General features: G+C 72.5%; 12 protein-coding genes. 10 read left to right on the top strand and 2 right to left on the bottom strand.

The window, feature by feature from the left end:
* Together ACGFRB_RS05265 and ACGFRB_RS05260 are read right to left on the bottom strand one after the other, a co-directional pair.
* On the bottom strand, window positions 1-1,035 hold the full coding sequence (locus ACGFRB_RS05265; RefSeq protein WP_393239229.1) for a TolB family protein: 1,035 nt from the start codon (window positions 1,033-1,035) through the stop codon (window positions 1-3).
* On the bottom strand, window positions 1,032-2,438 hold the full coding sequence (locus ACGFRB_RS05260; RefSeq protein ID WP_393239226.1) for an MFS transporter: 1,407 nt from the start codon (window positions 2,436-2,438) through the stop codon (window positions 1,032-1,034). Before ACGFRB_RS05260 ends, ACGFRB_RS05265 begins: the two co-directional genes overlap by 4 nt.
* Before the next feature lie 740 nt (window positions 2,439-3,178).
* On the opposite strand from ACGFRB_RS05260, the gene ACGFRB_RS05255 reads away from it, so the two are divergent.
* The 10 genes from ACGFRB_RS05255 (at window position 3,179) to ACGFRB_RS05210 (ending at window position 15,211) form a co-directional block, all read left to right on the top strand.
* The gene (locus tag ACGFRB_RS05255; RefSeq protein WP_393239224.1) at window positions 3,179-4,438 is read left to right on the top strand and encodes a hypothetical protein; all 1,260 of its coding nucleotides are present in this window, start codon (window positions 3,179-3,181) and stop codon (window positions 4,436-4,438) included.
* Window positions 4,435-5,214 (top strand): WecB/TagA/CpsF family glycosyltransferase, encoded by a 780-nt coding sequence (locus ACGFRB_RS05250; protein ID WP_393239221.1) that lies wholly within the window; start codon window positions 4,435-4,437, stop codon window positions 5,212-5,214. Before ACGFRB_RS05255 ends, ACGFRB_RS05250 begins: the two co-directional genes overlap by 4 nt.
* Window positions 5,214-6,470 carry a nucleotide sugar dehydrogenase gene (locus ACGFRB_RS05245; RefSeq protein WP_393239218.1) on the top strand — a complete coding sequence of 419 codons (1,257 nt, stop codon included), beginning with the start codon at window positions 5,214-5,216 and terminating at the stop codon, window positions 6,468-6,470. The genes ACGFRB_RS05250 and ACGFRB_RS05245 overlap by 1 nt, the downstream gene beginning before the upstream one ends.
* 4 nt (window positions 6,471-6,474) lie before the next feature.
* Window positions 6,475-7,611, top strand: coding sequence for a non-hydrolyzing UDP-N-acetylglucosamine 2-epimerase (gene wecB, locus ACGFRB_RS05240; protein ID WP_393239215.1), 1,137 nt, complete (start codon window positions 6,475-6,477; stop codon window positions 7,609-7,611).
* A gap of 124 nt (window positions 7,612-7,735) precedes the next feature.
* Complete coding sequence (locus ACGFRB_RS05235; protein WP_393239212.1) at window positions 7,736-8,545, top strand: chain length determinant protein; 810 nt, start codon at window positions 7,736-7,738, stop codon at window positions 8,543-8,545.
* Window positions 8,546-8,767: 222 nt separating this feature from the next.
* Complete coding sequence (locus ACGFRB_RS05230; RefSeq protein ID WP_393239209.1) at window positions 8,768-10,432, top strand: oligosaccharide flippase family protein; 1,665 nt, start codon at window positions 8,768-8,770, stop codon at window positions 10,430-10,432.
* 1 nt (window position 10,433) lies between these two features.
* Window positions 10,434-11,471, top strand: a complete 1,038-nt coding sequence (locus ACGFRB_RS05225; protein ID WP_393239206.1) for a hypothetical protein — start codon at window positions 10,434-10,436, stop codon at window positions 11,469-11,471.
* Between the two features lie 177 nt (window positions 11,472-11,648).
* A complete protein-coding gene (locus tag ACGFRB_RS05220; protein ID WP_393239203.1) occupies window positions 11,649-12,311 on the top strand; it encodes a class I SAM-dependent methyltransferase in 663 nt (220 codons plus the stop codon).
* Entirely contained in the window at window positions 12,311-13,102 is a 792-nt protein-coding gene (locus ACGFRB_RS05215; RefSeq protein WP_393239200.1) for a glycosyltransferase family 2 protein, read from the top strand. The genes ACGFRB_RS05220 and ACGFRB_RS05215 overlap by 1 nt, the downstream gene beginning before the upstream one ends.
* A 555-nt stretch (window positions 13,103-13,657) precedes the next feature.
* Window positions 13,658-15,211, top strand: coding sequence for a M4 family metallopeptidase (locus ACGFRB_RS05210; protein ID WP_393239479.1), 1,554 nt, complete (start codon window positions 13,658-13,660; stop codon window positions 15,209-15,211).
* Window positions 15,212-15,251 lie beyond the last annotated feature (40 nt).

Raw genomic sequence — 15,251 nt, 5'->3', positions numbered from 1 at the left:
TCACCGACCGGGCGGCGCCGCCGCGTCCTCCAGCAGGACGCGCGGTGTCCCCGTGCCGTCGGCCGGCACGGTCCACACGTCCTCGGCGCCGGGCCGGTCGTCGTCGGCGGAGGGTAGCGCGTAGGCGACGGTCCGGTCGTCGAGCCAGACCGCCTGGTCGTCCACGCTGTGCCGCTCCGCGAGCGGCGTCGACTTCAACGTCCGCAGATCCAGGATGTGTTCGCGCCACAGCGCGGTCTTCCCGAGGACGCGCTTCTTGTACGCGACACGGGTGCCGTCGGGGGAGAGGGACGGGCACTCCACGTTCTCGGCGAGGGTGGTGACGGTACGGGCGGTGAGCGATCCGCGGACCAGATAGGTCTGGTCGCGGGTACCGAGCGTGGCGTAGAAGGTGTCGTCGTCGGGGGCGAAGGTCACGCCCCAGAAGTTCACGTCGGCGTTCCGGTACGGATGGTCGTCCAGGGTGATCGCGAACTCTTCCAAGCTCGGGACGAGTCGCCAGGTCCGGGTGTCGAGGATCGACGTACGGGTGGAGAAGAAGGCCGTGCCGTACGACTCGCCCTTGACGAAGACGGTCCAGGCGGCGAGATGCCCGCTGGGCGAGACCCGGGCGCGGCTCGGGACTCCGGCGAGCGCGATCGAGCGCCGGGTGCGCAGCCCGGCGTCGAGGACCAGGGCGCGGTAGGTGGGGCGGCCGAGGGTACGGGTCGCCTGGAGGCAGACCCCGGTTCCGGCGGCGGCGTGGAAGCGCAGACAGGCGACCGGGGAGGCGGTGCGGGTGGCGCCGGCGGGCGCGGTCGCCGGAACGGAGACGAGACGGTCGTGCCGGGGCCCCGCCGCGGTGGTGCGGAAGACCATCCGGCCCGGCGTGTCCAGGCGGACTTTCCCGCTCGCGAACGCCGGGCCGCCCGGACGCGGCGCGTTCTCCCGCGCGGCCTCGTCCGCCGCCGAGACCACGGCCCAGGTGCCGATCCCCGCGAGGAGCAGCACCCCCAGGGCGAGGATCAGCAGTCGGCGCTGCGGGGTGAGGGTCATCGAGGATCTCCCGAGGGACGCAGGGCCACGCCGGCGACCGCCGCGCAGCAGGCGAGGCCGGCGGTGGCCGTGGCGAGGGCGGGGCCGTCGCCCCAGGACGCCCACGCGGCGCCGAACGCCAGGGAACAGCAGAAGCGCGCCAGTGCCTGACCGGTGCCGACCAGGGCGATGCCGCTGGCCCTCAGCCGGGCGGGCACCACGGTGGCGACGGCGGCGGGCAGCACCCCGTCGGTGGCGGCGTAGAAGGCGCCGTGCAGGGTCAGGACCAGGAAGGGCAGGGCCGGGGTGGCGGGCGCCCAGAGCAGCAGGGTGTACGCGAGTAGCAGACCGGCGTGTCCCGCGAGGAACACCGTCCGGCGGCCGATCCGGTCGGCGAGCCGCCCGGCGGGCAGCGCGAGCAGCAGGAACACGGCCGCGGTGCCGAGCGGCAGCAGCGGCAGCAGTTGCTCGCCGACCCCGGCGCGGCGCTGGAGGAGGATGTAGAGGAACGCGTCGCTGACCGTGGTGAGGCCGAGCAGTACCGCGCAGCCGGCCAGGGCCCGCAGCCGCCGGGTCCGCAGCAGCCCGAGCGCGGCCCGCAGATCCACCCGCGCCTCCCGGGCGTCCGCCGAAGTCCCGGCCGGCGCCTTACGCGTCCCCTTCGCCCGTGCCCCGCCGCTCTCCCCGCCCGCTTCCCTGGCCGGTTGCTCCGGGAGTTGTCCGGTCGGTGTCTTGCGTGTCCCCCCGGCCGGTTCCTTTCCTCGCGCGCCGGCTTGGGCCGCCAGGCGACGTCCGCTCGGTACGAACAGCACGAGGACCAGTACGCCGAGCGCCGCCACACAGCCGCTGACCGCGAACACCGCGTCGTAACCCCCCGACGCCACACCGAGGATGAGGAATGCGGCGAGCGGGCCGAGAAGCGCGCCCGTGGTGTCCATCGCGCGGTGCAGACCGAACGCCCGGCCCTGCCGCTCCGGCGGCGCGGACAGTGAGATCAGCGCGTCGCGCGGCGCGGTGCGCAGACCCTTGCCCGTGCGGTCCAGGGCCAGCGACACCCCCAGAGCGGCCAGTTGGGGGACCAGGAGGAGGGGCTTCACCACCGCCGACAGGCCGTATCCGATGCCGGCCACCAGCTTGTGGCTGCGGACCCGGTCGGCGAGATGGCCGCCGGCGAGCTGGACCAGCGCGCTCACCCCGTTCTGCAGACCGTCGAGCATGCCGAAACCCAACGGCCCGAGTCCCAGCCCGAATACCAGATACAGCGGCAGCACGGCGGTGACCATCTCGGAGGAGGCGTCCGTGATCAGACTGACGGTGCCGAGCGCCAGCACGGTCGGGGAGAGCGTACGGAGAGAGTCGCGGGCCCGGCGGCTGGACGGGGCGCGGGTCGCGTCGGGCGGTGCGGTGCGATCGGCCAGGTACACGGGCGAGTCTCCAACTGCCGTGGGCGGGGCGCGCGATGGTCGGATCCAGGGGCTGTCCGGCGGATCGCCGTCGGACCGACCCTAGCCGCTGGACGCCGTGCGAAGGGCGCGATCGGGACGGCTTCGCGACCGCTTGCCACCAATTCCGCGAAAGGCGTCATCGTCACCGTGTTGTGCGCCTATCTTCCCGTTGTACGCTGCGAGTCGAGCACAACGTCCGCGCTGTGCGCAGGGGGTGTTCGTGGGGGGTTTCACCGGCGGAAGGCCGAAGCGCCGACGCTTCCATGCCGACTGTCCGTCTTTTCACGCACGTGGGATCCGGTCCGCCCGGGTGGGGGATACCCAGGGCCGGCCGCGGCCCGGGGAGCCAGGCCACCGGCTGCCCGGCGACCGCGCCGGGTAGCCGCACCCGCGTACGCCCGCGCGGTCGGCCGGACGGTGCCCCGACGGGCACCGCGACGGCCGCTTCGCGTGTGTGTGCCGGCGAGGAGTGAGGAACGGCGGACCGACCAGCCGCCGCCCCGCTCTCGTCGTGCGCCGCCCGGCCCTTCGTTCGTGCCCTTCGTCTGATTCGTCGTTCGTTCTCAGCACGCTGCTTCGCCCCGTTCCACGCCCGGCGCACCGCTCGTCGTCCAGCGCACCACGGCTCGTCGACCGGCCGGTTCGCCGACCGGCGGCGTGGAACAGCCAGCCATCCGGACCAGCCGCTCTGGTCCGGGACCGACCCGAGGGGGGTGGGTGTGTCCGATCGTGACGTCAACACACCCGGAATATCCGACAGTTCACGTCTCGCCACGCTCGCGGGAGCGGACCGACCGCTCCACGCGCTGGCCCACCGGCTGCTCGATGTGGCCGAACGGGGACTCCCGCTGATGCTCCTCCCCGAAGGGGACGGCTTCGTCTTCACCCGCGCCGCGCGCCGCCCCGGCGACGGCACCCGGACGCTGGAGCGGCGCGGCATCAGCCTGCGCTACGCCGCCATCACCGCGCTCGGCGTCCGCTTCCTGCCCGCCGACCGCCGGCGCGCCGTCCTCGGCGGCCGCACCGCCGAGGAGTTCACCGGGTTGCTCGTCGAGCGGCTTTCCGGGGTGCGCAATCTCGGTGACGCCGCTCTGGTCGCCTGGGCCGCCGCCGAGACCGGGCACCCCAAGCTGTCCGACGCGCTCGACCGGGTCGCCGCCCTGGACCGGCCCGGAACGCCCCAGTACACCGTGGAGGCCGCCTGGGTGCTCTCCGCGCTCGCGGCCGCCCGCGTCACCCGGGCCGTCGACGTCGAGGACCGGCTCACCGCCGCCCGCGACCGGCTGCTGCGCGCCCGGATCGGCCGCGGTCCGCTCTTCCCGCACGCCACCGGACCGGGCCTGACCCCCTGGTACCGCGCGCACATCGGCTGCTTCGCCGATCAGACCTACCCCCTCCAGGCCCTCGCCCGCGCCCACGCGAGCGGTGACGGCGACTCGGAGGCGCTCGCCGCCGCCGACGCCTGCGCCGCCCGGATCTGCGCCCTCCAGGGCGAGGGCGGCCAGTGGTGGTGGCACTACGACGCCCGGCGCGGCACGGTCGTCGAGGGCTACCCCGTCTACAGCGTCCACCAGCACGCCATGGCCCCCACCGCGTTGCTCGACCTGGCCGAGGCCGGCGGCGGCGACTTCGGCGAAGCGGTCCGCCGCGGTCTGCGCTGGATGGCCGAGGTCCCCGAACTCGCCGCCGCCGGGCGCCCCGAGCCGATGATCCGGGACGAACTCGGCGTCACCTGGCGCAAGGTGTACCGGGGCGATCCGAAGAAGGCCGTACGGGCCGCCCGGGGCCTGGGCACCCGGGTCCTGCCGGGGCTGCGGCTCGGGCCGCTCGACCGCGTGTTCCGGCCCGCCGCTGTGGACCGTGAGTGCCGCCCTTACGAGTTCGGCTGGATGCTCTACGCCTGGCTCGGCGGCCTCCCCGGACAGCGGCCGGCGCACCCCGACGCGCTCCCCAACTCCACTGGGGGTAAGCCGAGATGACGTTACGTAGGAACCTGTTCGGCGTCACACTCGACGCCCTCACCCTGGACCAGACCGTCGACCGCTGCCTGACCGCCGTTCGCGCCGGCGAACGTCTGGAGATCGGCGTCGTCAACGCCGCCAAGCTGGTCGCCATGCGCCGCGACCCCGCTCTCTTCCGCGCCGTATCCGGCTGCGATCTGGTCCTCGCCGATGGCCAGTCGGTGGTATGGGCCGGCCGGCTGCTCCGCCGCCCGCTGCCCGAACGCGTCGCGGGAATCGACCTGTTCGAGCGGCTGCTCGCCGAAGCCGAGAAGACCGGACTGTCCGTCTACTTCCTCGGCGCCACCCAGGACGCGCTCGACCGGATGCTCGACCGGATCGCCGTTCGCCACCCGGGCCTGCGCGTCGCCGGAAGCCGGAACGGCTACTTCGACGACAGCGAACAGGGAGCCGTCGCCGACGCGATCGCCGCCAGCGGCGCCCATCTGCTGTTCCTCGGCATGACATCGCCCAAGAAGGAGATCTTCACCGCCGGTTACGGTGCCCGCACCAAGGTCGGGCTCGTCCACGGCGTCGGCGGCTCCTTCGACGTACTCGCCGGCGTCACCCGCCGGGCCCCCGTCCGCTGGCAGCGCCTCGGCCTCGAATGGCTCTACCGGGCCCTCCAGGAACCGCGCCGCCTCGGCCGCCGCTACCTCACCACCAACGTCTCCTTCGCCCTGATGACGGGACGGGAGCTGCTCCGCCGTACACCGGCACCGTCGATCAGCACCGCAAGCAGGGGAGAATCGTGATGCGCGTCGTCGTCGTGGGACAGGGATACGTCGGACTGCCGCTCGCCGTCCGGGCCGCCGAGACCGGCCACGAGGTGATCGGCTTCGACGTCGACACCGAACGCGTCAAGAGTCTGGCCGCCGGGGAGTCGTACGTCGAGGACGTCTCCGCCGAGCGGCTCCGCGCCGCCCTGGAAGCGGGCAGCTACCGGGCCACCGACGCCGTACGCGACTGCGGCGGCTTCGACGTGGCCGTCGTCACCGTACCGACCCCGCTGCACGAGGGCAGCCCGGACCTGCGCTACATCGAGGAGTCGGCCCGCGCCCTCGCCCGTTATCTGCGCCCCGGCGCCACCGTGATCCTGGAATCGACCACCTACCCCGGCACCACCCAGGAACTCTTCGGCCCACTCCTGGAGGAGGGTTCGGGGCTGGTCGCGGGGACCGACTTCCATCTCGGCTACAGTCCCGAGCGGATCGACCCCGGCAACCCCGTCTGGGGCTTCGAGCAGACCCCCAAGGTCGTCTCCGGGGTCAGCCCGGCCTCGCTGAAGGCCGTACAGGGGTTCTACGACGGTCTCGTGGACACCACCGTCCCCGTCGCCTCGCCGAAGGAAGCCGAGCTGGCGAAGCTCCTGGAGAACACCTTCCGGCACGTGAACATCGCCCTCGTCAACGAGATCGCGATGTTCGCCCGCCACCTCGACATCGACGTCTGGCAGGCCATCGACGCCGCCTCCAGCAAGCCCTTCGGCTTCATGCGCTTCACCCCCGGACCCGGCGTCGGCGGGCACTGCCTGCCCATCGACCCGTCGTACCTGTCCTGGCGGGTCCAGCGCGAACTCGGCCAGAGCTTCCGCTTCGTGGAACTCGCCAACGACATCAACAGCCACATGCCCGACTTCGTCGCCCGCCGGCTGATCGACGCCTTCAACACCCGCAGACGGTCCGTGAACGGCTCGCGCGTGCTGCTCCTCGGCCTCGCCTACAAGAAGAACACCGGCGACGCCCGCGAGTCGCCCGCCCTGCGGATCTCGCGGCTGCTGCTCGACCTCGGCGCGGAGGTCCGCGCCGCCGACCCGCACGTCGTCGAGAACCATCGTGTCGATCCCCGGCTCGTCCGTGTCGAACTCACCGAGGAGGAACTGACCGCCGCCGACGCGGTGGTGCTCCTCACCGACCACGACGCCTTCGACTACGACCTCGTCGAGGCCCACGCCCGCTACGTCTTGGACTGCCGCCGCCGGCTGAGCGGTCCCCGGATCGAGGTGCTCTGACCCCATGAGCCCGACCCCTCAGCGCATCGTCTGCGTCGCGGGCGCCCGCCCCAACTACATGAAGATCAAACCGGTGTTGGACGCTCTGGAGGCCCAAGGAGCCGAGACCGTCCTCGTCCACACCGGACAGCACTACGATCCGGCCATGAATGAGGTCTTCTTCCAGGACCTCGGACTGCGCCCGCCCGACCACTTCCTCGGCGTCGGCTCCGGCAGCCACGCCACCCAGACCGCCCGCGTCATGACCGCCTTCGAGCCGCTCCTCGACACCCTCGCCCCCGACGCCGTCGTCGTGGTCGGCGACGTCAACTCCACCCTCGCCTGCGCTCTGGTCACCGCCAAGGCCGGCCCGCTGCTCGCCCACGTCGAGGCGGGTCTGCGCAGCCGCGACTGGTCGATGCCCGAGGAGGTCAACCGGGTCGCCACCGACCGGCTCAGCGACTATCTGCTCGCCCCGTCCCCCGACGCCGCCGACAACCTGCGCGCCGAGGGGTACCGGGACGACCAGATCCACGTCGTCGGCAACGTCATGATCGACACCCTGTTCGCCAACCGGGAGCGGGCCGCCGCCTCCGACGTCCTCGCCCGGCTCGGACACGAGCCGGGCACGTACGGGCTCGTCACGCTCCACCGTCCCGCGAACGTCGACGACCCCGCCGTCCTCACCGGCCTCCTCAAGGCCCTCGGCGAGATCGCCGCCGACTGCCCCCTGGTCCTGCCCGTCCACCCCCGGGCCGCCGGGAAGCTGACCGCGCTCGGCGTCCCCGGAGGCGTTCGGCTCGTACCGCCCGCCGGATACCTGGACTTCGTCGCCCTCCAGGCCGGCGCCCGGATCGTGCTCACCGATTCCGGCGGCGTCCAGGAGGAGACCACCGCGCTCGGCGTCCCCTGCGTCACGCTCCGGGACAACACCGAGCGCCCCATCACCGTCGACCAGGGCACCAACGTCCTCGCGGGCCGCGATCCGGAGCGGATCACCGCCACCGCGCTGCGGATCCTCGCCGACCCGCCACCGCCCCGCCGCCCCGGACTCTGGGACGGCCGGGCGGGCGAGCGGATCGCCCGGGTGATCCTGGAGGGCGGCACGGCGGCCGGCCGGCCGCGGCCCACCGACACCGAGCGGGGCCGGCGCGACCGGTGAGCTACGCGACACGACGCTCAAGACCGGCCGCGCCAACAGTCCCGCGATCGCCGAGGATCACCTTTATCCTCTTTCAGGGCACGGTAGTTGAGGGCCGCCGCACCAGGCGCAGGGGGGAAACGCCATGGACCTCGCAGAGATCTTCCGGGTCATGCGACGACGCTGGTACGTCCTGCTGCCAGGGCTGCTGCTCACCGCCGGGCTCGTCGTGGGGGCCTGGCGGGTGCTGCCGGTCTCGTACAGCTCGCAGAGCACCGTCGCGCTGCTCAACTCCCGCAAGGGAGCGGCGGCCGACGGCAATCCGTTCCTGAGCATGGAGCCGTCGCTGACCGGTATGGCCGACAGCCTCGCCCGCAACGTCAACTCCGATGCGGCGAAGGCGGATCTGAAGCGCGCGGGGCTCACCGAGAAGTACGAGGTGAAGATCGCGGACAACGCACAGGGGCCGTTGCTCTGGATCACCGTCACCGGTCACGACCCGGCGGCGGTCCTCGGGGGGAACCGGACGCTCATGGCGTTCACGGGCAAGCGGCTCCAGGAACTCCAGGCGGACCAGAAGGTGGCCCCGGACGCGATGATCCGGATCACCACCATCGTCCCGCCGCAGAAGCCCGAGGCCCAGCTCAAGTCCACCATCCAGTACCTGGTGATGGGCGGGGGTCTCGGCATCGTCCTCAGCCTGGTGGCGACCTTCTTCGCGGAGGCCCGCCGCCGGGGCCGGGGGACCACCACGCCCCCCCGGCACCGCCAGGGTCCGGGCGGCGGCGACGGGCCCGCGCCGCGCGCCGCCCGGCCCGAACAGCCTGGGGAGCGCCACGCGTTGCCGGACCAGCGTGCCCCGTACGAACAGCGCGACCAGCCCACCGTCCAGCTGCCCGTGCGACCGGCCCCCGGGACCGGCCCCGCCCGGCGCCCTCCGTCCTGGGTCAAGTGACCGGCCCGGGCGGACCCCGGCCAAGAGGAGCCCCCGATGCGGAACGACGCCCCCGACCAGGCGTCCCCGGCACCCCAGGCGTCCCCGTCACTCCAGGCGTTCCCGTCACTCCAGGAATCGCGGGATTCTCAGGGGTTACGAGAGCCCCGGGAGCCACGGGAACCCCAGGGCACCCAGGGCTCCCAGGACGCTCGGGGCTCCCAGAAGTCCCGGGAATCCCCGGTGGCCGAGGAGCCCGGGGGGCCCGAAGCGCCCGACGGGCCGGGCGCGGAGACGCTGGGCAGCAAGGTCCGCTCCGCCACCCGCTGGAGCCTGATCAACACCATGGTGATGCGGCTCGGCAACTTCGCCACCGGCATCATCCTGGTCCGTTACGTCCTCGATCCGGCCGCCTGGGGCGTCTACGGCGTCGCCCAGACGGTCCTCATGGTGCTGCTGTCCGCCAATGAACTCGGCGTCACCCTCGCCGTGGTGCGCTGGAACGGCGACGTACGCCGCTTTGCCCCCACCGTCCTCAGCCTCAGCGCCCTGTCCAGCGGCCTGCTCTATCTGGCCCTGTTCGCCGCGGCACCGGCCGTCGCCGGACTGCTCGGCGCCCCCGAGGCCACCGTCGTCCTGCGGGTGATGTGCCTGTGCCTGGTGCTCGACGGCCTGTCGCAGGTGCCCGCCGGCGTCCTCACCCGGGAGTTCCGCCAGGGCCGCCGGATGGTGATCGACGCCCTCAACTTCGTCGTCAGCACGGGGGTGACGCTGCTGCTCGCCCTCCAGGGCCAGGGCGCGCTGAGCTTCGCGTGCGGCGCAGTCGCCGGGAACGTCGTGGCCCTGGCCGGCTGCGCGTTCGCCGCGCCCGGCATGCTCCGCTTCGGCTGGGATCCCGCCCAGGCCCGGGAACTGCTGCGGTTCGGGCTGCCGCTCGCCGGGGCCAGCCTCCTCTCGCTCGCCGTCGTCAACGCCGACGCCATGATCGTCGGCGCGGTCCTCGGGAATGTCGCCCTCGGCTACTACATGCTCGCCTTCAACATGGCGGGCTGGCCCGTGCGCGTCATCTCCGAGACCGCGCGCCGGGTCTCCTTCGCCGGATTCTCGCGGCTCGCCGACTCTCCGAAGGCCCTGGTCGACGGCTTCGCCCGCGCCCTCGGCCTCCTGATGACCGCGACCGTGCCCGCCTGTGTGCTGCTCGCCGCGCTCGCCGGACCGCTGGTCGAGCTGGTGTACGGGGCGAAGTGGCGGCCCGCCGCCGCGGCGCTGCCCTGGCTGATGGCCCTCGGACTCGCCCGGATCGCCGCCGAGCTGACGTACGACTGTCTCGTCGCCGTCGGCCGCCGCCGCGCGCTTCTGCTGATCCAGGGGATCTGGCTGGTCACGCTGGTCCCGGCGCTGACGCTCGCCGCCCGGGCGGGTGGGATCGGGACCGTCGCCGTCGGTCATGTCGTGGTCGCCGGACTGATCGTCCTGCCCGCCTTCCTCGCCGCCCTGCGGCGCGGCGGCATCGCGACCCGCGCGCTGCTGCGGGTGTGCGCCCGGCCCGTGCTCGGCGGGGTGGTGATGGCGGTCCTGCTGGTGCTGGGCCGCGGCCGGCTGGGGGAGGGGCCCCTCGCGCTGTGCGCCACGAGCGTCGTCGGGCTCATGGGATACGGGCTGTGCGCCCTGCCCGGCCGCACACTGGTACGCGGCGCGCTCGACCGGCGCCGCCGGACCCGTGCCGCCGCCCCGGCCACCATCCCGGACCCGGCCCCGGCCGGCTCCGTACCGACACCCGCCACCGCGACCGCCACTGTTACTGCCGGCGCTGCCACTACCACTACCACTACCACGGCTCCGGCTCCCGCTCCCGACTCCGCTCCTGCGCCACCGCACCAGCCGGCCGGTCCGGCACGAGAACGATGAGGTGAGTCCCCTGGCCCGATCCGGCCGCCGCCGCACTCTGCTCACAGCGACCCTGCTCGCCGCCGTCCTGCTGTTCTCCCTCTTCACCTTCACGGGCCTCGGCCAGCAGGTGCTCTGCCTCGGCGGTGCCGCGCTGTGCGACGCCCGTGCCCTCACGGAACCCCATGCCTCGGGCACCCCTCAGGGCGGCGCCGACGGCAAGCCGGCCGCGCGGAAGGGCTGCGCGAGCCCCCGCGCCTGCGGCTACCCCGACGCCACCACCACCGGCCCGCGGACCGCCACCCTGACCCCTCAGTCCACCGGAAACGCGGCCATCCGCACCGACGGCACGGTGATCAAGGGCTGGGACATCACCGGCTCCCTGGATATCTACGCCAACGACGTGACCGTCGTCGACAGCAGGATCACCTCCACCAACTGGTGGGGCATCAATCTGCGGCCCGGCTACACCGGACTGCGCGTCCTGCACACCACCATCACCGCCGTCCCCGGCAAGGGACCGGACAACGGCGGATCCGACTACGCCGTCTCCAACATGAGCACCAGCCCGGTCGAGGTCGGCTTCTGCGACGTCTCCGTCTTCGGCGACGCCCTGTCCATGGGCCAGGGCGACATCCACGACAACTACGTCCACGACATCACCCCGTTCCACAATCTGGGCGGGGAGTGGCAGCACACCAACGCCGTCATCAGCAACGGCGGCGGCAAGGGCAAGCTGACCATCCGGCACAACACGCTGCTCAACCCGACCCCGGTCGACCAGGGTGCCTCCGCCGCCGTCGGGCTCTTCGCGGACAGCGCGCCCGTCACCCACACCGTCGTCGATGACAACTGGCTCGCGGGCGGCGCGTACAGCCTGTACGCGGGTGGCAAGGACGCGACCGGCATCGAGGTCACCGACAACGTCTTCTCGTCGCAGTACTACCCGAACGGCGGCAAGTACGGGCCGGTCGCCTACTGGAATCCGACGGGCGAGGGCAACGTCTGGCGGGGCAATCGGATGGCGGACGGAACCCCCGTGGCCGCGCCGAAGCAGTGACGGCCGGAGCCGCACGGACGGCAGCGGAGACAGGCGCGAGTGGATCACGCGATCACCTGATAAATCCCCTTGCCGCGACTACGGTTGAGCCGATCCACTCTCCCCTCGCACCACCTCTCCCCTCGCACCGCCTTTCCACTTTCGATCCGCCTCTTTCGACCCCAGGTGGTTGATGCGATGTCCGGCATCCGTGCCCTCCGCGCCCGTTTCGTCGACGCCCCCGACTCGCTCGGCGAACGGTTCCGCGCCGCCCGCTGGGAGCGGTTCCGCGCCTGCTTCCCCGGCATCGAGGAGAAGCGGGTGGTGGACCTCGGCGGTACCGCCGAGAACTGGCTGCGCTCCCCACTCCGGCCCCTGCGGGTGCACCTGGTCAACCTGGAGCCGCACCCCGGCGTGCTGCCCGAGTGGATGAGCGCGGAGGTCGCCGACGTGACCGACCCCGACGTCCCCGCCAAACTCGGCGAGTTCGACCTGGTGGTGTCCAACTCCACGATCGAGCACGTCGGCGGCCCGAGCCAGCGCCGCCGGTTCGTCGCCGCGATCGAGCAACTCGCGCCGCTGCACTGGGTGCAGACCCCGTACCGCTACTTTCCGATCGAGCCGCATTTCCTGGCCCCCGGCTTCCAGTTCCTCCCGCTGGCCGCGCAGGCGAAGCTCGTCCGGCACTGGCCGCTCACCCACAGCCGGCCCGCCACGCCCGAGGAGGGCATGGACGCGGTCATCAACATCGATCTGCTCACCCGTGCCGAGATGCGCCATCTCTTCCCGCGGTCCGTGATCCTCGCCGAGCGGGTCGCCGGCCTGACGAAGTCCCTCACCGCCGTCCGCAACCGCCTGTGATGCGACGGGTGTTACGGGCCCCATGGGAGCTGCTCAAGAGGCGCTTCGGCTGGCTCGTCCTGTACGAGCTGCGCAACAAGGCGCTGCTGGCGCCCACCGCCTGGCCGCTGCGCCGGTTCGAGGACGCGGAGACGGCCCGGCTCACCCGGGCCCTCGGGCGCCGCCCGGCCGCGCGGGTCGTCACCGTCGTCGCCACCCACCGCCGCCCCGAGGCCCTGCGGCGGGCGGTGCGTTCGGCCCTCGGTCAGACCGTGCGCGACCATGTCGTCCTCGTCGTCGACGACGGCGCCGGCTTGGCTGAACTGCCGGACGACGAGCGGCTGTTCGCCGTCTCTCTGCGCCGCAACACCGGCGTCGCCGGCGTGGTGCGCAACATCGGCATCCGGCTCACCGACTCGGCGTACGTGGCCTTCCTGGACGACGACAACGAGTGGGAACCCGATCACCTCGAACACGCCCTGGCCGCCCTCGACGCCCCCGGCGGACCGGACGGCGTCTACACCGCGCTGCGCCGGATCCACCCGGACGGCACCGAACGGGACGTCCTGTCCGTTCCGTTCGACCGGCGCAGGGCCGCCCACACGGCCTTCCTCGACACCAACGCGTTCGTCGCCCGGCGCACCCCCGCCCTCCATTTCAGCAGACTCCGCCGCACCCCGAGCGTGCTGCCCCGCGAGGACTGGGAACTGATCCGCCGCTACGCCCGCACCCACCGCGTGGCGCACCTCGCCCGGCCCACGGTGCGCTACCTGGTGAATCCGGCCAGCCACTACACCGCGTGGGAGGACTAGGACGCGTCTTCGAGCTGCCTCCCCCAGGGCCGAGCACTGGGGCGATGAATATCCACGAGCTTCGACGGCGCTTCGTGTCAGCGGCCTCGGCCTGAAGCCGTGCGGAGCAGTCGTGTCCGTCGGCCATCGGCGGTTCGGCGAGGAAGGCGCGGTGGCTCATCGGTCCTTGAGCGTGCGGTCGTCGGCCTCGGAGCGACTGGCCATAGTGCGGCACCGAAGGCAGCGGCCTGGTGTCCGGCGGGAGACGCGCGAGTCTCCACTCGTGCGGGATGTCACGGTCGCCGACGCCTGGGGCTATCGCCGCCGTCGTCTTCACATGGCCCGCGACTTGATCCGAACGAGGTCATCCGTACGCCTCGGTTCACAGGGCCTCCGGTACGACCGCCCCGGGCAAAGGCTTGTTGTATACCTGTCAATCGCGTCGACTGGCTGGCACGCTCTCAGCCAGCCCCCCCACGCCCTGCCCCTCGCAGCGAAGGAGCCCGCGTGAACCGCCTGCAGACCTCGCCCCGCCGTACCACCGTCCGCGCCGCCGCCCTGCTCGCCTCGGCGGCCATGGTCGTCATCGGTGTCCAGACCGGATCCGCCAGTGCCGGCGCTCCGCGCGAGGCCGGAGCGACCGCGGTCGCCCTCAGCGCCTCGCAGCGCGTCGCCGCCCTCCAGGACGCCCAGGCCGGAGCCGACGCCACCGCCCAGGCCATCGGCCTCGGCGGCCAGGAGAAGCTGGTCGTCCGTGACGTCGTCAAGGACGCCGACGGCACGGTCCACACCCGCTACGAGCGCACCTACGCCGGCCTGCCGGTCCTCGGCGGCGACCTCGTCGTCCACGAGAAGAAGGACGGCGCCCGCTCCACCACCAAGGCGACCGGCGCCCGGATATCGGTCCCCACCACCGCCCCGGCCGTCGCCGCCGCCACCGCCGGCAAGTCCGCCGTCGCCGCCTCCGACGCCCGGTCGGCCAAGGCCGACACCACGCGCAAGGTGATCTGGGCCGCCACCGGCAAGCCCGTCCTCGCCTGGGAGACCGTGGTCACCGGTACGCAGGCCGACGGCACCCCGAGCCGCCGCCACGTCATCACCGACGCCACCAGCGGCAAGGGGCTCTTCTCCTACGAGTCCATCGAGACCGGCGTCGGCAACACCCTGTACAGCGGCCAGGTCACCCTCGGCACCACCCCGGGCAAACAGGGCTCCTACACCCTCACCGACGCCGCACGCGGCGGCGCCAAGACGTACGACCTCAAGGGCGCCACGACCGGCACGGGCACGCTGTTCACCAACACGACCGACACCTGGGGCAACGGCCTCGCGTCCAACCGCGAGAGCGCCGCCGCCGACGCCCACTACATCGCCGCCACCGCCTGGGACTTCTACAAGAACGAGCTGGGCCGCAACGGCCTGCGCGGCGACGGAACCCCCATCAACTCGCGGGTCCACTACGGCGACGGTTACGCCAACGCGTTCTTCGACGGAACCTGCTCCTGCATGACGTACGGCGACGGCCCGGGCAACGCCAAGCCGCTCACCGTCACCGACATCGCCGGCCACGAGATGGCCCATGTCGTCACCTCCTACACGGCGGCCCTCGTCTACAGCGGCGAGTCCGGCGGCCTGAACGAGGCCACCTCCGACATCTTCGGCTCCTCGATCGAGTTCTACGCCAACAACGCCACCGACAAGGGCGATTACCTCATCGCCGAGAACCTCGACCTCAACGGCAACGGCACCCCGCTGCGCTACATGGACAAACCGAGCAGGGACGGCGTGTCCAAGGACGCCTGGTACTCCGGCATCGGCTCGATCGACGTGCACTACTCGTCGGGCCCGGCCAACCACTTCTTCTATCTGCTGTCCGAGGGCAGTGGTACGAAGACCATCAACGGGGTCACCTACGACTCGCCGACCTCCGACGGCCTGCCCGTCACCGGCATCGGCCGGGGCAAGGCCGCGAAGATCTGGTTCCGGGCGCTGAGCACCAAGTTCACGTCCTCCACGAACTACGCGGCCGCCCGCACCGGCACCGTCGCGGCGGCCACCGACCTGTACGGCGCGGGCAGTGCCGAGGTCGCGGCCGTCCAGAACGCCTGGCGGGGTGTCAACGTCAACTGATCAGACCGTGACGGCCGGGTGACAGGAGAAACGCGCGGCG

The sequence above is a fragment of the Streptomyces sp. NPDC048718 genome (genome assembly GCF_043198875.1).
Lineage (GTDB): Bacteria > Actinomycetota > Actinomycetes > Streptomycetales > Streptomycetaceae > Streptomyces.
This window is presented reverse-complemented; position numbering and strand designations above follow the sequence as displayed.